Source organism: Pseudomonas sp. HN2 (assembly GCF_020736465.1).
Taxonomy (GTDB): Bacteria; Pseudomonadota; Gammaproteobacteria; order Pseudomonadales; family Pseudomonadaceae; genus Aquipseudomonas; species Aquipseudomonas moraviensis_A.
In genome coordinates this window covers 1,885,972-1,904,879 of record NZ_CP085885.1, presented here as the reverse complement: position 1 = coordinate 1,904,879, position 18,908 = coordinate 1,885,972, and the positions used below count along the sequence as shown (strand labels likewise).

At 59.7% G+C, this 18,908-nt stretch carries 22 protein-coding genes; 11 read left to right on the top strand and 11 right to left on the bottom strand.

Translation table 11 applies throughout. From position 1 onward, the window contains the following. Positions 1-194: 194 nt before the first annotated feature. From LIS66_RS08440 to LIS66_RS08425, 4 genes are all read right to left on the bottom strand, one after another. Positions 195-386, bottom strand: a complete 192-nt coding sequence (locus tag LIS66_RS08440; RefSeq protein ID WP_016773784.1) for a PLDc N-terminal domain-containing protein — start codon at positions 384-386, stop codon at positions 195-197. Between the two features lie 71 nt (positions 387-457). Continuing rightward, a complete protein-coding gene (locus LIS66_RS08435; protein ID WP_042608488.1) occupies positions 458-988 on the bottom strand; it encodes a hypothetical protein in 531 nt (176 codons plus the stop codon). A gap of 130 nt (positions 989-1,118) precedes the next feature. Further along, entirely contained in the window at positions 1,119-1,640 is a 522-nt protein-coding gene (locus LIS66_RS08430; protein WP_042608489.1) for an ankyrin repeat domain-containing protein, read from the bottom strand. Between the two features lie 95 nt (positions 1,641-1,735). Then, a complete protein-coding gene (locus LIS66_RS08425) occupies positions 1,736-3,574 on the bottom strand; it encodes a long-chain-acyl-CoA synthetase (RefSeq protein ID WP_227973977.1) in 1,839 nt (612 codons plus the stop codon). Between the two features lie 385 nt (positions 3,575-3,959). On the opposite strand from LIS66_RS08425, the gene LIS66_RS08420 reads away from it, so the two are divergent. Continuing rightward, positions 3,960-4,238, top strand: coding sequence for a DUF3509 domain-containing protein (locus LIS66_RS08420; RefSeq protein ID WP_016773780.1), 279 nt, complete (start codon positions 3,960-3,962; stop codon positions 4,236-4,238). A 178-nt stretch (positions 4,239-4,416) separates the two neighbouring features. Here the strand turns inward: LIS66_RS08420 and mtnC are convergent, their stop codons facing one another. From mtnC to aroC, 5 genes are all read right to left on the bottom strand, one after another. Next, a complete protein-coding gene (gene mtnC / locus LIS66_RS08415) occupies positions 4,417-5,100 on the bottom strand; it encodes an acireductone synthase (RefSeq protein WP_065615166.1) in 684 nt (227 codons plus the stop codon). A gap of 4 nt (positions 5,101-5,104) precedes the next feature. Continuing rightward, complete coding sequence (locus tag LIS66_RS08410) at positions 5,105-5,650, bottom strand: 1,2-dihydroxy-3-keto-5-methylthiopentene dioxygenase (RefSeq protein WP_064364629.1); 546 nt, start codon at positions 5,648-5,650, stop codon at positions 5,105-5,107. A 92-nt stretch (positions 5,651-5,742) separates the two neighbouring features. Next, entirely contained in the window at positions 5,743-6,369 is a 627-nt protein-coding gene (locus LIS66_RS08405) for a methylthioribulose 1-phosphate dehydratase (protein ID WP_064364610.1), read from the bottom strand. Next, entirely contained in the window at positions 6,366-7,511 is a 1,146-nt protein-coding gene (locus LIS66_RS08400; RefSeq protein WP_227973976.1) for an MFS transporter, read from the bottom strand. The genes LIS66_RS08405 and LIS66_RS08400 overlap by 4 nt, the downstream gene beginning before the upstream one ends. A 34-nt stretch (positions 7,512-7,545) precedes the next feature. Beyond that, entirely contained in the window at positions 7,546-8,637 is a 1,092-nt protein-coding gene (gene aroC, locus LIS66_RS08395; RefSeq protein WP_042608494.1) for a chorismate synthase, read from the bottom strand. Between the two features lie 130 nt (positions 8,638-8,767). Here aroC and LIS66_RS08390 point away from each other — a divergent pair, with 130 nt between their 5' ends. Together LIS66_RS08390 and LIS66_RS08385 are read left to right on the top strand one after the other, a co-directional pair. Then, positions 8,768-9,721, top strand: coding sequence for an alpha/beta hydrolase (locus tag LIS66_RS08390; protein ID WP_042608535.1), 954 nt, complete (start codon positions 8,768-8,770; stop codon positions 9,719-9,721). A gap of 99 nt (positions 9,722-9,820) precedes the next feature. Further along, entirely contained in the window at positions 9,821-10,612 is a 792-nt protein-coding gene (locus LIS66_RS08385) for a hypothetical protein (RefSeq protein ID WP_042608495.1), read from the top strand. A 100-nt stretch (positions 10,613-10,712) separates the two neighbouring features. Here the strand turns inward: LIS66_RS08385 and prmB are convergent, their stop codons facing one another. Then, positions 10,713-11,621, bottom strand: coding sequence for a 50S ribosomal protein L3 N(5)-glutamine methyltransferase (prmB, locus tag LIS66_RS08380; protein ID WP_042608496.1), 909 nt, complete (start codon positions 11,619-11,621; stop codon positions 10,713-10,715). 239 nt (positions 11,622-11,860) lie between these two features. Here prmB and LIS66_RS08375 point away from each other — a divergent pair, with 239 nt between their 5' ends. The 5 genes from LIS66_RS08375 (at position 11,861) to LIS66_RS08355 (ending at position 14,632) form a co-directional block, all read left to right on the top strand. After that, positions 11,861-12,451, top strand: a complete 591-nt coding sequence (locus LIS66_RS08375) for a cysteine hydrolase family protein (RefSeq protein ID WP_042608497.1) — start codon at positions 11,861-11,863, stop codon at positions 12,449-12,451. A 131-nt stretch (positions 12,452-12,582) separates the two neighbouring features. Then, positions 12,583-12,903 (top strand): hypothetical protein, encoded by a 321-nt coding sequence (locus tag LIS66_RS08370; RefSeq protein WP_016773771.1) that lies wholly within the window; start codon positions 12,583-12,585, stop codon positions 12,901-12,903. Between the two features lie 73 nt (positions 12,904-12,976). Then, positions 12,977-13,534, top strand: coding sequence for a Smr/MutS family protein (locus LIS66_RS08365; protein ID WP_042608498.1), 558 nt, complete (start codon positions 12,977-12,979; stop codon positions 13,532-13,534). Between the two features lie 77 nt (positions 13,535-13,611). Continuing rightward, a complete protein-coding gene (gene folE, locus LIS66_RS08360) occupies positions 13,612-14,157 on the top strand; it encodes a GTP cyclohydrolase I FolE (RefSeq protein WP_016773769.1) in 546 nt (181 codons plus the stop codon). A 103-nt stretch (positions 14,158-14,260) separates the two neighbouring features. Next, positions 14,261-14,632 (top strand): glutathione S-transferase N-terminal domain-containing protein, encoded by a 372-nt coding sequence (locus LIS66_RS08355; protein ID WP_227973975.1) that lies wholly within the window; start codon positions 14,261-14,263, stop codon positions 14,630-14,632. 155 nt (positions 14,633-14,787) lie between these two features. Here LIS66_RS08355 and LIS66_RS08350 read toward each other — a convergent pair whose 3' ends face one another. Beyond that, positions 14,788-15,954, bottom strand: coding sequence for a PLP-dependent aminotransferase family protein (locus tag LIS66_RS08350; RefSeq protein WP_227973974.1), 1,167 nt, complete (start codon positions 15,952-15,954; stop codon positions 14,788-14,790). Positions 15,955-16,035: 81 nt separating this feature from the next. Between LIS66_RS08350 and LIS66_RS08345 the strand changes: the two genes are divergently transcribed. The 3 genes from LIS66_RS08345 to LIS66_RS08335 all read left to right on the top strand — a co-directional run bounded on the left by LIS66_RS08345 (position 16,036) and on the right by LIS66_RS08335 (position 18,835). After that, complete coding sequence (locus LIS66_RS08345) at positions 16,036-16,482, top strand: MarR family winged helix-turn-helix transcriptional regulator (protein WP_042608500.1); 447 nt, start codon at positions 16,036-16,038, stop codon at positions 16,480-16,482. Between the two features lie 288 nt (positions 16,483-16,770). Next, positions 16,771-18,120: an NCS2 family permease gene (locus LIS66_RS08340; RefSeq protein ID WP_024012217.1), complete on the top strand. Its 1,350-nt coding sequence runs from the start codon at positions 16,771-16,773 to the stop codon at positions 18,118-18,120. A gap of 85 nt (positions 18,121-18,205) precedes the next feature. After that, a complete protein-coding gene (locus LIS66_RS08335; protein WP_227973973.1) occupies positions 18,206-18,835 on the top strand; it encodes a LysE family translocator in 630 nt (209 codons plus the stop codon). The last annotated feature ends 73 nt before the right edge of the window (positions 18,836-18,908 follow it).

Below are 18,908 nucleotides of genomic sequence, written 5' to 3'. Positions count from 1 at the left end.
CCCGGGAAAGGCGCGCATTCTACGTTGCCGAAGATGACAGGTCGAACCTCAGCTCGTTTTTTACCACCGCAAACCACTGTGGGAGCGAGCCTGCTCGCGAAAGCGCAGCATCAGTTGCCGGTGATGGCGACTGACACAACGTCTTCGCGAGCAGGCTCGCTCCCACAGGGATGACAGTGTGATCGAAAATCAGCTCAGATCCGGACGTTGCCCCGTGGCCCGGCAATCGCCCAGATGATCAGGCCCAGCACCGGCAGGAGGATGATCAGCAACACCCAGACGATTTTCATCCCGGTGGAGGCGCCGCTTTTCAGCACGTTGATGATTGCCCAGATGTCGAGGGCAAGGATGATCAGGCCAATCAGACCATTGAACGTGGAACCCATGGTGTCGCTCCAGAATAGTGGCATGCACTTTTAGGATAGACGGTCGCGCGCAGGGTTCCCTTTTATTGCGTTCAGACGTGAACGGCGACCTTCAAGGCCTCCAGTGCCGGCGCAGCGACGATGCCAATCCCGGCGCACAACTCGAGCACGCGAGGCACATCGTTGCCGTAGACCAGGACCATTTGCAGTTCATCGTCGAGCAACTGGCTGAAGTTCATCAGCGTGTAGCCGCCGTTTTCCTTGTTCAGGCTGCTCATCTGCACCTGAATGCGGTTGAGTGCGGTCAGCGCTTCGGTCTTCGCCAGTTGCTTGGGCTTGAGGTTGAAATCCACACCCGGACCGAACGAGGCAACGATTTGTGCGAACAGATCGACGTAGGTGTCGGCCTGGAACAATACGGTTTCCGGCAGGCTGCCGACCACCACCCACTCACCCAGCGGAATCGGGAAAGTGTCGTCGTAGTTGATGTCCGGGTTGGCTGTCAGAAAAGCATCGGCATCGGCGTAGGCCTGCGCGGCTTCGTCGGCCACTTTCAGGATCTCGTCCTCGCCCATGCAGCCGGAGCTGATTTTGCTGATGAGTTCGACGAGTGCGGCTTTCATGAGGCGGATCCTGTGATGGAGGCAGATTTTGCGGGCGCGAAGAATAGCGCAGAAAAGCAAAAGATCGCAGCCTTCGGCAGCTCCCACAGATTCTGCGCGTGACTGCGGACCGGCTGCGATCTTTTGACGTTTATGAAGCCAACAACTTTTCCAACTGCGCGGTGGTATCGACTGCGCCCATGGTCCGGGCCGCATCCAGCGCGGTGACGCCATTGGCGTCCTTGGCTTTCGGGTCGGCACCCTTGCCGATCAGGTAATCGACGATTTCAACGCGGTTGAACATCGCCGCCATCATCAATGCCGTGCGGCCGTCGAACGACGAGCCTTCGATTTCGGCGCCCGCCTCGACCAGCGCTCTGACCACCGCCAGATCGCCTTTGAACGCAGCGCCGGCAATCGGGCTCTGGCCGTTGCCATTGCGCATTTCCGGATCGGCTTTGTGTTTAAGCAGGACCTTCACCGCATCAACATGGCCGTAGTAGCTGGCGAGCATCAGCAGCGTGTCGCCCTTGCTGTTTTTCAGGTTCACTGGCAGCCCGGCAGTCACCAGGCGATCGAGCATCTCGGCATCACCGTCGCGCGCCTTGTTGAAAACCTGCTCGGTGAATTCGGCAGCTTCCTCAGGGGTCATCTGGCGGCTTTGGTCAGACATGTGGCACTCCATTTCGGTCTATCGGAAAGCCGACAGTTTCCCGAGCGCGACGGTGGCTGTCACTCGGTTTTTTCCGAGCGGCCCGATAGCCACACTCAATACCGATGTTTGCCCTGTTGAATTTCAGCGAGGATTTCCTCACTGACATGCACATAGGTTGCGCTGCCCGGCAGCCAGGCGAAGATCGGGTCATCGCCCGTAAGACCGGGGTCGAAGCCTTCCTTTTTCAGGCGGGTCTTCTGGTATTTGAAGGTTCCGGTGGTCTCCATTTTCACCTTCACCCGCAGGAACAACGGCACGGCGTAGGCCGGCATACGCTGCCGGGCGAAACTCAGCAATTCGGCGAAATCCAGCGTGGCCAAGGATTCGGCGGGCGTGATTGCAGCCATCCCCGCACGTCCGTTGGTATTGGGAATTTCTACGCCATACGCCACCGCTTCAGAAATCAACGGATGCTGCAGCAACAGGTTCTCGACTTCGGTGGTCGACACGTTTTCACCCTTCCAGCGATAGGTATCGCCGAGGCGATCAACGAACTGCGCGTGACCGAAACCGATGTTGCGCAGCAGGTCGCCGGTGTTGAAAAAACGATCGCCCTTGTTGAACACATCGTGCAGTACGACGCGGGCGGTTTTCTGCGGATCGGTGTAACCGTCCAGCGGCGCCTTGTCGTCGATCCGAGCCAGCAGCAGGCCCTGCTCGCCCTTGCCGACCTTGCGCATGAAACCGTCATCGCCGCGCAACGGCTCGCCACTGTCGTGATCGTAGGCAACCAGTTCCCAGTCCATCAGCGAAAAACCGACGGTGTTGTCGAAATTGAGGATATTGCTGAAACCGATATTGCCGTCGCTCGCCGCGTACAGCTCACAGATGTGCTCGACGGCAAAACGCGTCTTGAACTCGGCCCAGGCACCGGGACGCAAGCCATTGCCGATCATCTTGCGTACGTCGTGGCAGCTGTCATCGGCGCTGGCCGGTTGCTCGACCAGATAGCGGCACAACTCGCCGACATAACCGATAGTGGTCGCGCGATAGCGACGCACATCATTCCAGAACTGACTGGCGCTGAATCTGCGCCGGATGGCAAAACCCGAAGCGCCGTTGATCGCCGATCCCCAGCACACGCACAGGCCGGTGGCGTGATACAGCGGCAAGGTGCAATAGACGACGTCGTCCGGGCGCATATCGAGGGCGATCATGCCGAAGCTCGCCGAGCTGCGCATCCAGCGGCCGTGCTTGAACACCCCGGCCTTGGGCAGGCCGGTGGTGCCGGAGGTGTAGATATAGAAACAAGGATCGTCTAAGAAAATCTGCGCGCTGCTCGGCGGGTTATCGCTGCTGGCGTCGGCACTGGCGCTGATCAGATTGACGTAACCGTCGGGCGCGATGCCCGGATGGCTGTAAGTGTCGTGATCGGCGACAAACCATGTGCGCGGTGCAGCGATAGAAACTTGATCACGCACGCCGGCATAGGCCGCCGTCAACTCTTCGCCGACCACGATGGCCACGGGTGCGACCAGGTTGATGCTGTGGATAAGCGTGTCGCGTATCAGCGAGGTATTGAGCAGCGCACTGACCGCACCGAGCTTGGCCAGCGCGAGAATGGTCACCAGCAATTCCGCACGGTTCTCGATGAACACCGCGACCACATCACCCTTGCCGATGCCCTGCTCGCTCAGATAATGCGCGATGCGATTGGCCCACTGGTTGACCTGCGTGTAGGTCAGCGCAACCTCATCCTGCATCAACGCCACGCCGTCCGGATTGCGCAGCGCCGCTTGCTCGAAGGTCCAGCCGAGGCCACACGCTTGGGTCGGATCCGTGACGTTGGCCACCTTCATGCCTTTGACCACCCGTGGGATGGCTTTGGCGATCATCGGCAGTTTGCGGAGCATCATGCTCCAGGTAATCGTGTCGCTCGGTGCGTGACGCATGAAAGCTCCCCGTTCGACCCGGGCGTGCGGATCGCTGTTCTTGTTATCGGGTATGGCTGCAACCGACGCGTTTATGTCGAGGGTCGAGAAGGAAAGTACGTCAGCGCTCGCGGGGCTGTACACGCGGTTTTTGCAATGATTTGTATCCCGTCGCACCGACGAGGTGGGCGTCGATTCTGGTACGGACGTTTGGTTCCGTAGCACAGAGAAAAATCACGCAAAATGCAGGATGCACGATGGCCATTCATGCAGATTGCACGACACCTGCAAAATGCAATGCTTTTAACATGTTGATTTTAAAGGGATTTTATTCGCATCAATACTGGCACAAACGCTGCAACTACCTCCGCATGCTTGCCATTCAAGTACATACGGAGCTGATGACATGAGCCTGATTCAAGAAAAATTTACATCGCTGTTCTCCAACTACGAAGTCAGCACTGCCCCACGTCCTGACGGTGGCATCCTGCTCACTCTGCGTAGCAGCGACGGCAAAGTCTTCAAACGCGCACTCTCGTATCAGCAACTGCACGCCGGTGACCAACTGTCCTGGGCGATCAGCGCGATCCGCCGTGACCTGGCCGAACAAGCCAGCGAGTTGCCGCAAATCGCAATGCTGCAGAGCCAGCAGCGTTTTGCCCTGCCGACGTATCACTCGCTGTAAGTTGTTTTAAACAAAAACAGGCCGTGGAGCATGCGCTTCACGGCCTGTTTGTTTATGTCTGCGACATATCTACTGTGGGAGCGAGCCTGCTCGCGAATGCGGTGTTGTCAGATACAGATTACTTCACTGACACATCGCTTTCGCGAGCAGGCTCGCTCCTACAATTTCCACTGTAGGGTCAGAATGCTTCCGGTTCGATTCCGGTAAAGCTGTCCACCGTGACGTGCCCCGGCAACTCCCCGCCTTCACGCGCCAGGCCGCAGGTCTTCAGGCCGGCTGACTGCGCAGCATCGAGCTCTTCGACGATGTCCGACAGAAACAGGATTTCATCTGCTTCAACACCCACCGCCTGCTGAATATTGCGATAGGACTGCGCCTCACGCTTGGGCCCTGATGTGGTATCGAAATAGCCGCTGAACAGCGGCGTCAGATCGCCCGCCTCCGAACAACCGAAGATCAGCTTCTGTGCCTGGATCGAGCCGGACGAGTAAACAAACAGCTGATACCCGGCCGCATGCCAACGTTGCAGCGCTTCGACTGCGTCCGGATAAACGTGACCTTTCAGTTGCCCGGCCTGATAGCCCTGTTCCCAGACCATGCCTTGCAATGCCTTGAGCGGCGTGGCCTTGCGGTCTTCGGCGATCCAGCTCAAGAGGATTTCAACGACGCGTTCAACGTCGGCGTGCGCCTCATTGCTGTCGCGGCGTACGGCGTCGAGTTGCTCAGCGACGTCGGTGCGGGAAGCGTTCTGGCGCACGAAATCCGGCAAGTGTCTGGCGGCGTAGGGAAACAGCACATCGAAGACGAAACTCACCGCGCTGGTGGTGCCTTCGATGTCGGTGAGGATGGCTTTGATCGACACGGTTTCAGTCCTCCAGACGCGGGAAGCGGCCAGCGATGTCTTCGCCGGTGAAGTTGGCAACCCAGCCTTCCGGGTTGTTGAACAGACGGATCGCCACGAAATGTGGATGCTCGCCCATGTCGAACCAGTGCCTGGTGCCCGCCGGAACCGAGATCAGGTCGTTCTTCTCGCACAGCACGGCATAGACGTAATCGTCGATGTGCAGGGTAAACAAGCCGCGACCTGCGACGAAAAATCGCACTTCGTCTTCGCCATGGCGGTGTTCTTCAAGGAACTTGGCGCGCAGTTCGGCTTTTTGCGGGTGATCACTGTTGAGACTGATCACATCAACGGTGATGTAACCGCGCTCGGTCATCAGCTTGTCGATCTGCTCTTTATAAGCGCTGATGACTTCTTCCTGACTGGCGCCGGGCTGGATCTTCGCGGCGGCTTGCCAGCGGTCGAAACGCACGCCCTGCTCGGCCAGCGTCGAAGCAATGTCTTCGAAATGGGTCAGCACCTTGTTGGGAATCTCAGGGCTGGAAACGTGATAAACGGACAGGCTGCTCATGGGCAATTCCTCGGTAGCGGCGGCGCCGTCCGGCTCTTCAAGACCGGTCGGGCGCAGCATGTCATCAGGCAAACGGGCTGTTTCTGGTGAACTCAGCCTTGGCGGTTCATGACGCTGCGGGTTTTCAACTCGCATTCAAACAGGAATTCGAAAGCCTCGATCTGCCGTAGTGCGTCGCTCATCTGCGCGCCCCACGTGTAGAGGCCATGCCCGCGAATCAGATAACCAACGCAGTCGGGATGGGCGTCGAGCCAAGGCTGCACCTTGGCGGCGAGGCGCGCAATGTCCTGATCATTGTCGAAAATCGGCACACGCACCCGTGATTCGTGGGTGGAAATGCCGCTGAAAGCTTTTTGCAGTTCGTAGTCTTCAAACTCGATGAAGGCTTCCGGGGTCAGGCGCGACAGCACCGTGGCATTCACCGAATGGGTGTGCAGCACCGCGCCGATCTCCGCACGCCAACTGTAGAGCTGGGTGTGCAGCAAGGTTTCGGCGGAGGGTTTCTTGCCCGGCTCCAGGCTGTTGCCGGACAAATCGGTGGCGAGCACGTCATCCACGCTCAACTGGCCTTTGTGTTTGCCCGACACGGTCAGCAACGCTTCGCTTGGCGACAGGCGTGTCGAATAGTTGCTGCTGGTGGCTGGCGACCAGCCGCGGCCATATAGAAAACGCCCGGCGTCGACGATCTGTTGGGCGAGCTGTTCACGGCTAAGGCTCATGGCCTGTCCTCTTGCATACGGGTGGCAATGATAACGGCAGCGGCGAGCGCTGCGAGACTGGCAATACTAAAGGTCAATGTCGGGCCGAGGGCATTCCAGCTGTAGCCGGAATACAGCGCGCCGAGCGCCCCGCCGGTACCGGCCAGTGCCGCATACAGCGCTTGGCCCTGACCTTGCTGGCGGGCGCCGAAACTACGTTGCACGAAAGCGATGGCAGCCGCATGAAAGCTGCCAAAAGTCGCTGCGTGCAGCACTTGGGCGAACAACAGCACCCAGAGAAATTCAGCGAACGACCCGAGTAGCACCCAGCGCAACGCCGCCAGCAGGAAACTCGCCAGCAGCACCCGGCGCAGGGAAAACCGCGCCAGAATGCGACTCATGGCCATGAACATCAGTACTTCCGCGACGACGCCAACAGCCCAAAGCATGCCGATGACGCCACGACTGTAACCGAGGCGCTCGAGGTGCAAAGTCAGAAAGGTGTAATACGGTCCGTGGCTGACCTGCATCAGCGCCACACAAGCATAAAATGCCAACACGCCAGGATGGCGCAATTGCCTGAGAAAGCCCTCACCCGCCGGCCGATTGCCCTGTGCGGGTTGCGCGTTCGGCACCCACAGACTGCTCAGAACAATGCCGGCCATGATCAGCACCAGTGCCGCCGGATAGATGTCCAGGCTCAGCCATTCGAACAACCGCCCCAAGACCACGACGGTGATGATGAAGCCGATCGAGCCCCACAGGCGAATTTGACTGTAGCGCGAGGTCTGACCCTGCAGATGCGCGAGGGTGATGACTTCGAACTGCGGCAGCACCGCGTGCCAGAAAAACGCATGCAGAGCCATGACTATCGCCAGCCAGGCATAGGTCTGGCTGACGAAGATCAGCGAAAAGGTCAGCAACGTGCAGACCGCGCCAAAGCGCACGATGGCCAGGCGTCTGCCGGTGTAATCGCCGAGCCAGCCCCAGATGTTCGGCGCCACGCAGCGCATCAGCATCGGAATCGCCACCAGCTCGCCGATCCGCGCGGCGCTGAAGCCGAGGTGATCGAAGTACAGCGCCAGAAACGGCGCCGTCGAACCGAGCAAGGCGAAATAGAACAGATAGAAACTGGACAGCCGCCAGTACGGGAGCGCCGCCACGCCGGTTATGCCGCGACGGCTTCGAGCGCAGCCATCAGAGCTGGCCCAGCACCGGCGTGCTCACCCGCACATCGGCGTTCTGCCCGCGGTGGCGCAACAGGTGATCCATCAGCACGATGGCCATCATCGCCTCGGCAATCGGTGTCGCGCGGATGCCTACGCACGGGTCGTGACGGCCCTTGGTGATCACATCGACCGGGTTGCCGTTCACATCGATCGAACGCCCCGGCGTGGTAATGCTCGAGGTCGGTTTCAACGCCAGATGCGCAACGATCGGCTGACCGGACGAGATACCGCCGAGGATGCCGCCAGCGTTGTTGCTGAGGAAACCTTCCGGCGTCAGTTCATCGCGGTGTTCGGTGCCGCGCTGGGCGACACAGGCGAAACCGGCGCCGATCTCCACGCCCTTGACCGCGTTGATGCTCATCAGCGCGTGGGCAAGCTCGGCGTCGAGGCGGTCGAAAATCGGCTCGCCGAGACCCGGCATCACCCCTTCGGCGACCACGGTGATCTTCGCCCCCACCGAGTCCTGATCGCGGCGCAATTGGTCCATATAGGCTTCCAGCTCCGGCACCTTGTCTGGATCGGGACTGAAGAAGGCGTTCTCCTCTACCGAATCCCAGGTCTTGAACGGAATCTCGATCGGACCGAGCTGGCTCATGTAACCGCGTATGACGATGCCCTGACTGGCCAGATACTTCTTGGCGATCGCCCCGGCCGCCACACGCATCGCGGTTTCCCGGGCCGAACTGCGGCCGCCGCCGCGATAATCGCGCTCGCCATATTTGTGGTGGTAGGTGTAGTCGGCGTGGGCCGGGCGGAACAGGTCCTTGATCGCCGAGTAGTCCTTGGACTTCTGATCGGTGTTGCGAATCAGCAGGCCGATCGCGCAACCGGTGGTGCGGCCCTCGAACACGCCGGAGAGGATTTCGACTTCATCGGCTTCCTGACGCTGGGTGGTGTGGCGGCTGGTGCCCGGTTTGCGGCGATCGAGGTCGCGCTGCAGATCTTCCAGGGAAATCTCCAGGCCCGGCGGGCAGCCGTCGACAATGGCGACCAACGCCGGACCATGGCTTTCGCCAGCGGTGGTGACAGTGAACAACTTGCCGTAGGTATTGCCGGACATGCAGGACGCTCCGTGAAATCAAACCCGAATTCTTGATGCGCGCCAGTATACGCAGGCTAACCGAGTAGTTCATCCTCGAACCTTAGTGGTGCTGGCGAGTCCAACCGGCACCTTGACCAATGATGGCGTGATGATGCTGCGAGTTCTTATCTTGAGTCTTACCCTCTTCACCGGCTTTGCCCAAGCGACAGTCCTACAACGCCCGGTCACTCTGGACACCGGCAGCGGCGAACTTTTCGGTTCGCTGTTGCTGCCCAAGTCCGACAGCCCGGTGCCGATTGTTCTGATCATTTCTGGCTCGGGTCCTACAGATCGCGACGGAAACAACCCGGACGGCGGGCGCAATGACAGCCTCAAGCGTCTGGCCTGGGTGCTGGCCAAACACAACATCGCCAGCGTGCGCTACGACAAGCGCGGCGTCGCGGCGAGCCTGGCGGCGGCTCCCGATGAACGTAATCTGTCAGTGGAAGGCTATGCGGCGGACGCGGTGGCGTGGGGGCAGAAGCTCAAGGCTGATCCGCGCTTCGGCAAACTGATTCTGCTCGGCCACAGTGAAGGCGCACTGATTGCCAGCCTCGCCGCGCCGAAGCTGGACGCAGCGGCGGTGATCTCGCTGTCCGGCAGCGCACGGCCGGTCGATCAGGTGATCCGCGAGCAATTGGCCCGCAGCCTGCCGCCGCCGCTGATGCTGCGCAGCAACGAACTGCTCGACAGCCTCAAGGCCGGACACACCGATGACAATGTGCCGCAACCGTTGCAGGTGATTTTTCGCCCGAGCGTCCAGCCGTACCTGATTTCGCTGTTCCGCCAGGACCCGGCGCAAGCCTTTGCACAGCTGAAAATGCCGGCGCTGATCGTCCAGGGCAGCAACGACATTCAGGTCGGCACCGAAGACGCGAAGCTGCTCAAGACGGCAAAACCGGACGCGCAATTGACGGTGATCGAAGGCATGAATCATGTGCTGCGCATCGTGCACAACGATATGAAGCGGCAATTGGCCTCCTACAAGGACCCGAATTTGCCACTGGCCGCCGAACTGGGCGCCGCCGTCATCGAATTTATTGACGGAATTCGCGCGAGTTAACTGCTGTTTGCCCTCCAGTCCGGCAGAAAACGGCCGATAAGCCTTTGTCGCCAGCGCAACGTCTGGCGGCAAGCAGGGCTTGGACAGGATCTCGCCGTTATGACTGACACCCAGACTTCACCCGACACCACCGCCGAAAAAGACGCTCCGCCAGCGGTCGAACTGCCGTGGGCGGACGTGCAGGCCGAGCACCACAAGATGCTCCGCCTCGCGCCGCTGCAGACCGATCGCAATACCGGTGGCCGGCCGTTGCGCTTCGTCGAATTCGGTTACGCCGAGCGCAACAGCAAAGAGCGCAGCCTGATGCGCATGGCGATCAAGCTGCCAAACCAGCGCGTGCGCAAAGAGCAGAATCATCTTGATGTGTGGGTCGACCACGCGACCAAACGGGTGAGCTTCGGTCCCGACAGCGGCTTGCAAATCGAGCCGCTGAACCGCGGCATCGGCCGCTTCATGGCCGCGCAAGGCATCAACTGGGCGAAAAAGCGCTGGCCCGGTTACACCGTCGACGGCATGGACCTGAACAACAAGGACGCGCTCAACGAAGACACTCGTTTGCGGCGTGATCATTTTCTGCGCGTGCACGGCTTCGACGTAGCCTATGCCGATGCCCAGCATTTGAAAGGCAGCATCAAGGCTGTGCAGGTCGGCGATCTGCTGGGTGACTGGAACAGCGAAAAGCTGCAGATCGTCGAGATTCTTGAGGCCGCGCAGATGTTGCAGCAAGCCGAACAGAATCTGGCCGAACAGGAAGTGAAGCTGAAGAAGCAGGAAGAGAAAGTCAGCAAGTTCAAGCGTGAGGACGCCGGACTGCGTTTCACCATTACCTGTCTGGTGGCGTTTGCGGTGTTTCAGGCGGGGTTGTTGATCTGGATTGCGACGCACCGCTGATGGCTTGAGACCGCGGCGCGGCTATTCGCGAGCAGGCTCGCTCCCACCCTGGAATGCATTACCCTGTGGGAGCGAGCCTGCTCGCGAAGCTTTTAACCGGTCAGACGCGAGCTGCGAAAAGTGCCTGATGCGCGCGGCACTGCTCCGCTGTCAGCATGAACACGCCATGCCCGCCGCGCTGGAATTCCAGCCAGGCAAAATCGACTTCCGGGTACAACGCTTCGACGTGCACTTGGCTGTTGCCCACTTCGACAATCAACAAACCCTTCTCGGTCAGATGATCCGCCGCTTCGGCGAGCATGCGCCGGACCAGATTCAGACCATCATCGCCGCAGGCCAGACCGAGTTCCGGCTCGTGCTGGTATTCGTCCGGCATGTCGGCGAAATCTTCAGCGTCGACGTAGGGCGGGTTCGACACGATCAGATCGAAGCGCTGCCCCGGCAGACCATCGAAACCATCGCCCTGCACTGTGTAGACGCGCTCATCGACGCCATGGCGCTCGATGTTCTGATTGGCCACTTCCAGCGCTTCGAATGACAGATCCGCGAGCACCACTTCGGCGTTCTGGAATTCGTAGGCGCAGGCGATGCCGATGCAGCCGGAGCCAGTGCACAGATCGAGAATCCGCGCCGGCTCGTCGCCGATCCACGGCGCAAAGCGGTTTTCGATCAGCTCACCGATCGGCGAACGCGGGATCAGCACGCGCTGGTCGACGATGAACGACATGCCGCAGAACCATGCTTCGCCGAGCAGATAGGCGGTTGGGATGCGTTCTTCGATGCGACGCTTGAGCAGCCGTTGCAGGCTGACCAGTTCGTCATCTTCCAGTGCGCAATCGAGGTAGCTGTCGGCGATTTCCCACGGCAGGTGCAAGGCGCCCAGTACCAGTTGGCGCGCCTCGTCCCAGGCGTTGTCGGTGCCATGGCCGAAAAACAGATCCTCCCCATGGAAGCGGCTGACGGCCCAACGGATGTGGTCGCGCAGGGTACGAAGTCGGGAAGTGATCACGGCGTAGAGCTCCAGAAAAAACGACTGGCGATTCTAGCAGCCAAAACGCCCGACGACGACGCAGGAAAAACCGTGCGGCGACGGTAGGAGATTTCTTTTTTTTGCATCAGGCATTGAACGGAACGTGTAACTTGACAAGGCTGCAGGCCAAGAACGACGGTGCCTACGATGGTAGCGATTCACAGAACCGCTCAGCCAGAGGACAATGTCGCAAAAGCCCCACCCCGAGGAGCCCCAGAATGTCCGTTCCAAAAACGATGTTTCAACTCAGCGGCCGCGGTTACGCAGCGGCCACACTGAGCCATGCCACCGTGGTCATCATCGATGCCCAGAAGGAATACCTCAGTGGCCCGCTGGCCCTGAGCGGCATGGACGCGGCCGTCGCGAACATCAAACAAGTGGTTGCCGCAGCCCGTGCCGCCGGTCGGCCGATCGTGCACGTGCGTCATCTCGGCACCGTTGGTGGCCTGTTCGACCCGCAGGGCGAACGTGGCGAATTCATCCCCGGCCTGGAACCGCAGGGCGATGAAACCATTATCGGCAAACTGCTGCCGAGCGCGTTCCATGGCACCGAATTGCTCGAGCGTCTGCAGAACCTCGGTTCGCTCGACCTGATCGTTTGCGGTTTCATGAGTCACTCCAGCGTCAGCACCACGGTGCGCGCGGCGAAGAACCTCGGTTTCCGCTGCACCCTGGTCGAAGATGCCTGCGCGACCCGCGATCTGCCGTTCAAGGGCGGCGTGCTCAGTGCTGAACGCGTCCAGGAAGCGGAAATGGCGATCATGGCCGACAACTTTGCCACGCTGGCCAAGACCCAGGAGCTGATCTGATCCTGCCCTTGTGGGCGGTGCGTTGGCGCCGCTCATCCGCTATATCCGCTGATTTGCCGCAAATGCCATAGCCTCAGGAACAACCCGGTCAACTCCCGGTCGAAGGGCCGATACCATTGAGGAAGGTCGGAATGAAGTTATCCGATGGATTTGACGCACGCCGTTTGCGGCCCAAGGGCCAAAGCAACTGGCGTTTTCGATTTGGCGCGGCGATCTCGGCGATTCTGGCGACGTTCGGCGTGCTGCTGGCGATGGCCGGCGCAGCCAGCCTGCTCGGGCGCCCGCCGGCGCTGGGTGACCTGAACGCATCACCGCTGGGCTCGGCAATCATGCTCGCGGTCGGTTTGCTGTTCCTGTACTTCGGCGTTGCCCTGTGGCGCCGCTGCCGCCGTCGCGCACGGCAATCGCGGGAACTGAACATGTCCCCGCACCTGATGAAAAAACACGACTGACCGACGGCCTGGCTTTTTGCCGGGCCGTTTCGTGTCGACTTGGGTAAACTGGCCGCCCTTCGCGGAGGCTGACATGCAAGACGACGATTTTTCTCTGTTCAAAAGTGCGATCCAGGGCGTCAAGCCGATCAAGCACGACCGCGCCGACACCGGCAAACCCAAGGCTGACCGCGCGCAGATCGCCAAGCTGCGTCAGTCCGCCACCGTGCGCAGCGACACCACTATCATTGACGGCTTGTCCGACCAGTTCGTGATCGACGTCGGCCCGGAAGACGAGCTGATGTGGTCCCGCGATGGCGTGCAGGAAAGCCAGATGCGCAAGCTCAAGGTCGGGCAAATCCCGTTCGAAGGCAGCCTCGACCTGCACGGCATGAGCGTGGAAAAGGCCCGGGAAACGCTTTGGGCGTTTCTCGCCGAAGCCACCAGATTCGAAATCCGCTGCGTACGCGTGACTCACGGCAAGGCGGTGCGCCTGGATGGCAAGCGGCCGATGATCAAAAGCCACGTCAACACCTGGCTGCGCCAGCACGCCCAAGTCCTCGGCTTCTGCTCCTGCCAGGCCCGCCACGGCGGCGCCGGCGCCGTTTATGTGATGCTTAAACGGACGATGATGGAAGGTCGCGACGAATAAAGCCGTCACACCGAACTTGCAGGGTTGTGTCCGCCACCGTACCCTTGCCCTTTGCGAAAATCCCCACAGGTAGTTTCATGTCCCTGGAACAGAATTACACCGCGATTCTCGGCCAATTGGGCGAGGACGTGTCCCGCGAGGGCCTGCTCGACACGCCAAAGCGTGCCGCCAAAGCCATGCAGTACCTCTGCCGCGGTTATGCACAGACGCTCGAAGAGGTCACCAACGGTGCCCTGTTCAGCTCCGACAACAGCGAAATGGTGCTGGTCAAGGACATCGAGCTGTATTCGTTGTGCGAACATCACCTGCTGCCGTTCATCGGCAAGGCGCATGTCGCCTACATTCCGAGCGGCAAAGTGCTGGGCCTGTCGAAAGTGGCGCGGATCGTCGATATGTACGCCCGTCGCCTGCAGATTCAGGAAAACCTCAGCCGGCAGATCGCCGATGCGGTGATGCAAGTCACCGGCGCGCTGGGCGTCGCTGTAGTGATCGAAGCCAAGCACATGTGCATGATGATGCGCGGCGTCGAAAAGCAGAATTCCTCGATGATCACCTCGGTGATGCTCGGTGAGTTCCGCGAAAACGCAGCAACCCGTAGCGAATTCCTCAGCCTCATCAAGTAATTCGCAACAGAAAAGAGCCGGCGTTGATCGCCGGTTTTTTTTCGCCCGTGAAAAATCGGGTAAGCTGCGCGCCTTTCTTCATTTGCACCGTGAGGCTTTCAACGTGTTCGTCAAAGCGCTTCGTGTCGGCCTCGGCCAACTGGTTGTCTTCATCGATTTCATCACTCGGCCGGCCAAGAAGAAACGCCCCGCCGCTGCTCAGGCGCAAGTCGACGCCGCCGCGAAAGATCTGACACTTTATCAATTCCACGCCTGCCCGTTCTGCGTGAAAACCCGCCGCGCCCTGCATCGCTTGAACGTGCCGGTAGCGTTGAGAGACGCGAAGAACAACCAGCAGGATCGCCAGACGCTGCTCGAACAGGGCGGCAAAATCAAAGTGCCTTGCCTGCGTATCGAAGAGAATGGGCAGACCACCTGGATGTATGAATCCAAGGTGATCATTGATTATCTGGATAAGCGGTTTGCTGCTGTCTGACATTTCCGGGGAATGCCGTAAGCGCTATCGCGAGCAGGCTCACTACTACAGTGGGACGCATTCCAACTGTTGGAGTGAGCTTGCTCGCGATGAGGCCATTACAGGCCCCCATAATCTCAGACAAAAAACCGGTCCTTGTGCCGTTTCATTTATATTCACGCCGCCCTCTCAATCTGCGCCCGCCGCACCACCGCCGCCAATCGCTTCAACCCTTCATCCAGCCGAGCCGGATTGATGTGGCTGAAATTCAGGCGCAGATGCCCATGATGTTTGTCCGGCTCGGGAAAGAATGGCTCACCGGGCATGAACGCCACGTCGTTAGCCAAGGCCTCGTCGAGCAATGTCCGCGTATCCAGCGGTTGCTTCAGTGTCAGCCAGAAAAACAGCCCGCCCTGGGGCATGTTCCAGTCAGCCAGGTCGGCAAAATGTTGTTCCAGCGCCAACTGGAACGCATCACGCCGCTGCCGATAGAAATCACGCAATTCGCTTAAATGCTGCTGATACTTCTCGGAGCCGATCCATTGCAGCGCCTGCCACTGACCGATGCGATTGGTGTGCAGATCAGCCGATTGCTTGAGCTTGAGCAGGTGCGGAAAAAGATCCGCACTGGCAATCAGGTAACCGACACGCAAGCCTGGGAGCAAGGTTTTCGACACGGTACCGGTGTAGATCCAACTGGCTTTTTTCAGGCGGGCGGCAATTGGTGTTGCGCTGCCACCGTCGAAGGTCAAGTCGCGATACGGCTCGTCCTCGATGAGAGTGACGCCGAATTCATCAAGCAATGCGGCAACCGCGGCGCGCTTGGCCTCGCTGTAGCGCACGGCGGATGGATTCTGGAAGGTCGGGATCAGGTAAATGAATGCTGGACGATGCCGCTCGAGACGACTGCGCAGTTGCGCCAGGTTCGGGCCGTCGGGTTCTTGCGGCACGGTCAGGCAATCAGCGCCGAACAGCTGGAAGATCTGCAACGCGGCCAGATACGTCGGCGCCTCCAGCAGAATTTCCGTGCCTTTGTCGATATAAAGCTTGGCTGCCAGATCGAGGGTTTGCTGGGAGCCGCTGACCACCAGCACCTGACTCGCCTGGCATTCAAGGCCCAGCGCCCTCGCCTCTGCCGCCAACGCCTCGCGCAATGCCGGCTCGCCTTCGCTCATACCGTACTGGCCCAGCGCTATGGGCATCTCGGCCCAGTCCACTTTCGGCAGCATCGCTTCAGCGGGTAAACCGCCAGCGAACGACATCACCTCCGGACGCTGGGCCGCCGCAAGGATTTCTCGGATCAAGGAACTTTTGAGGCGTGAGACACGTTCGGAAAAAGCCATTGAGGTCACCGTAGCAAGGCATGCGGAAAATGAGTCAAACTGCTTGACTGAAATTACGACAGCGTGAGCGAGTACGTCAATATGTTTGACCTTAAAAATCCCACCAGTCAGCAACAGGCCATGGAAGCGTTTTTCTTCGGCTACCAGGCGTTCACGGCCAAGGCTGATGAAATGCTCGAGCGCCGCGGCCTCTCACGGGTGCATCAGCGCATTGTGTTTTTCATCGCGCGCTATCCGAACCTGAGCGTGAAGGAGTTGTTGGCTTTACTCGGCGTGAGCAAACAGGCATTGAACATGCCGCTGCGCCAGTTGCAGGAAATGCATCTGGTCGACAGTGTCGCTTCACAGACGGACAAGCGTAAGCGGCTACTGGAGCTGACGGCGGAAGGTGCGAAGTTCGAGCAGGCACTGCGCCGGGAACAGGTGAAATTGCTGGAACGGGTGTTTGCCGAGGCTGGCGAAGCGGCGGTGAAAGGCTGGTTGGCGGTGAATCTGGCGTTGGGTGGCAGTCTGGAAACTCTTGAGTGAATCAACAGGCGCTTTCGCTAGCAGGCTCGCTCCCACATGTGAACGCAATACAAAGGTGGGAGCGAGCCTGCTAGCGAATGGCTTGATAGCCATATATCCCTATCGGCAAAAAAATCGTCGACAAAACCCAAAACAATATTTGCTTTATTTGTACACAAAAGCATAATCCACTGCGTGCGAGTTCCTGACTACACGGTCAACAAATTCGCGTATGCCTCAAAGGGCCGCTGCCACCCCTCATGGGTCCGGCCCTGGAAATAACAATAAAACTCTTGAGGAGTACTCGCTGTGGAAAGCCGCAAATCCGAAGCACCGCCGCTCGAGCTCACGCCGCCATTACGCAATGGCCTGCTGGAGCGTCTGTTCAAACTCAGCTTGCATGGCACCACGGTGAAGACCGAGCTGATTGCCGGTCTGACAACCTTCATCACCATGGCTTACATCATCTTCGTCAACCCGAACATCATGGCCGATGCCGGCATCGATCACGGTGCGGCCTTCGTCGCCACCTGTATCGCTGCCGCACTCGGCTGCCTGTTGATGGGCCTTTATGCCAACTGGCCGGTCGGCCTGGCGCCGGGCATGGGCCTCAACGCGTTCTTCACCTACACCGTGGTCGGCACCATGGGTTACAACTGGGAAACGGCGCTGGGCGCGGTGTTCGTCTCGGGCGTGCTGTTCATGTTCCTGACCTTTTCGCGGATTCGCGAGTGGCTGCTCAACAGTATTCCGGTCAGTTTGCGGTTTGCGATGGGCGCCGGTGTCGGTCTGTTCCTCGGCCTGATCGGTCTGAAGACTGCCGGTATCGTCGTCGACAGCCCGGCAACGCTGATCAAGCTCGGCTCGCTGCGTGAACCCGGCCCGCTGCTCGCCGCGATCTGCTTTCTGATGATCGCGATCCTCAGTTACCACCGCGTGTTCGGTGCAATCCTGATCAGCATCATCACCGTCACACTCGCCGGTTGGGGTCTGGGCTTGGTGCACTACGAGGGCATCATGTCCGCGCCGCCGAGCCTGGCGCCGACCTGGATGGCAATGAACGTCGCCGGCGTGTTCAACGTCAGCATGATCAGCGTCGTGCTGGCCTTTCTCTTCGTGCACATGTTCGACACCGCCGGCACGCTGATGGGCGTGGCTCAGCGGGCCAACCTCGTCGCCGCTGACGGTCGTATCGAGAACCTTTCCCGAGCGATGAAGGCTGACAGCGCATCCAGCGTATTCGGCGCCGTGGTCGGCGTGCCGCCCGTGACAAGTTACGTGGAAAGTGCCGCTGGCGTGGCTGCTGGTGGTCGGACTGGTCTTACCGCCGTCACAGTCGGTGTGCTATTTATAGCGGCCATGTTCTTCGCCCCGCTGGCTGGCATGATTCCCGCTTATGCGACGGCGGGTGCCTTGATCTACGTGGCGATGCTGATGATGGGCGGCATGGCCCACATCGAATGGGACGAAGCGACCGATGCCATTCCGGCGATCGTCACAGCGATCATGATGCCGCTGACCTTCTCGGTGGCCGACGGCATCGCGCTGGGCTTCATCACTTATGTGGCGCTGAAGGCCGGCACCGGCAAGTACAAGGAAATCTCCGTCAGCCTGTGGGTGCTCTGCGCGATCTTCATCGCCAAGTTCATCTTCCTGTAAGCGCTGCGCGGTTCACGCTTCAAACCAGCCTCACCCTCACCGGTGGGGCTTTTGCACATATCGATAACAACAAAGGAGCTAAACGATGAGTCTGGAAACCTGGCTGCTGTTCAGTGGTGCTGCACTGGTGGTAATCCTGATCCCGGGGCCGCTGTCGCTGCTGATGATCAGCAACAGTCTGAATTACGGTCTGCGCCGCTCGTACCCGGCGTTTCTCGGCGGGGTGATTGCCTCTATCTGCCTGCTCAGCGCTTCGGCACTGGGGCTTGGCGCTTTGTTGCTGGCCTCGGAGCAACTGTTCAGCGCATTGAAAATCGTTGGCGCATTGTATTTGTTCTATCTTGCCTGGCAGAGCTGGCAGCAATCGCGTGAGCCTTCAGTGGCAGCCGAGGTGCCCCAAGCCGCACCGGTGCCACGCTTTCGCACGCTATTCGGGCGCGCTTTTGTACTGGGCGCGAGCAATCCGAAAGACATCCTCTTCTTCGCCGCGTTTCTGCCGCAGTTCCTCAGCGCGAACCAAGCGTTCCTGCCGCAATTGCTGATCATGATCGCGACCTGGGTAGTACTCGATCTGTGCTGCAAACTGGCTTACGGCCTGGGCGCCCATGGCGCAGCGCGTTATCTGCGCAGTGGCAAGGGGCAGAGCTGGTTCAACCGAATCAGTGCCGGATTGTTTGGCGGTGCCGGCGCGACATCATTGCTCAGCAGCCATTAAGACATCGTATGGCCCACCCTCCCGACTGAACGGATTCAAATCGGGAGGGTGCTGTTTTCAATTAATCACCGCG

Excerpts from the sequence above, each read along its gene's own strand:
- LIS66_RS08350 (WP_227973974.1), bottom strand. The coding sequence starts at position 15,954 with ATGGCTTTTTCCGAACGTGTCTCACGCCTCAAAAGTTCCTTGATCCGA.
- LIS66_RS08425 (WP_227973977.1), bottom strand. The coding sequence starts at position 3,574 with ATGCGTCACGCACCGAGCGACACGATTACCTGGAGCATGATGCTCCGC.
- LIS66_RS08420 (WP_016773780.1), top strand. The coding sequence starts at position 3,960 with ATGAGCCTGATTCAAGAAAAATTTACATCGCTGTTCTCCAACTACGAA.
- LIS66_RS08390 (WP_042608535.1), top strand. The coding sequence starts at position 8,768 with ATGATGCTGCGAGTTCTTATCTTGAGTCTTACCCTCTTCACCGGCTTT.
- LIS66_RS08335 (WP_227973973.1), top strand. The coding sequence starts at position 18,206 with ATGAGTCTGGAAACCTGGCTGCTGTTCAGTGGTGCTGCACTGGTGGTA.
- LIS66_RS08435 (WP_042608488.1), bottom strand. The coding sequence starts at position 988 with ATGAAAGCCGCACTCGTCGAACTCATCAGCAAAATCAGCTCCGGCTGC.
- LIS66_RS08405 (WP_064364610.1), bottom strand. The coding sequence starts at position 6,369 with ATGAGCCTTAGCCGTGAACAGCTCGCCCAACAGATCGTCGACGCCGGG.
- LIS66_RS08375 (WP_042608497.1), top strand. The coding sequence starts at position 11,861 with ATGTCCGTTCCAAAAACGATGTTTCAACTCAGCGGCCGCGGTTACGCA.
- LIS66_RS08345 (WP_042608500.1), top strand. The coding sequence starts at position 16,036 with ATGTTTGACCTTAAAAATCCCACCAGTCAGCAACAGGCCATGGAAGCG.
- aroC (WP_042608494.1), bottom strand. The coding sequence starts at position 8,637 with ATGTCCGGCAATACCTACGGCAAGTTGTTCACTGTCACCACCGCTGGC.
- LIS66_RS08385 (WP_042608495.1), top strand. The coding sequence starts at position 9,821 with ATGACTGACACCCAGACTTCACCCGACACCACCGCCGAAAAAGACGCT.
- folE (WP_016773769.1), top strand. The coding sequence starts at position 13,612 with ATGTCCCTGGAACAGAATTACACCGCGATTCTCGGCCAATTGGGCGAG.
- LIS66_RS08430 (WP_042608489.1), bottom strand. The coding sequence starts at position 1,640 with ATGTCTGACCAAAGCCGCCAGATGACCCCTGAGGAAGCTGCCGAATTC.
- LIS66_RS08440 (WP_016773784.1), bottom strand. The coding sequence starts at position 386 with ATGGGTTCCACGTTCAATGGTCTGATTGGCCTGATCATCCTTGCCCTC.
- LIS66_RS08365 (WP_042608498.1), top strand. The coding sequence starts at position 12,977 with ATGCAAGACGACGATTTTTCTCTGTTCAAAAGTGCGATCCAGGGCGTC.
- LIS66_RS08410 (WP_064364629.1), bottom strand. The coding sequence starts at position 5,650 with ATGAGCAGCCTGTCCGTTTATCACGTTTCCAGCCCTGAGATTCCCAAC.
- LIS66_RS08370 (WP_016773771.1), top strand. The coding sequence starts at position 12,583 with ATGAAGTTATCCGATGGATTTGACGCACGCCGTTTGCGGCCCAAGGGC.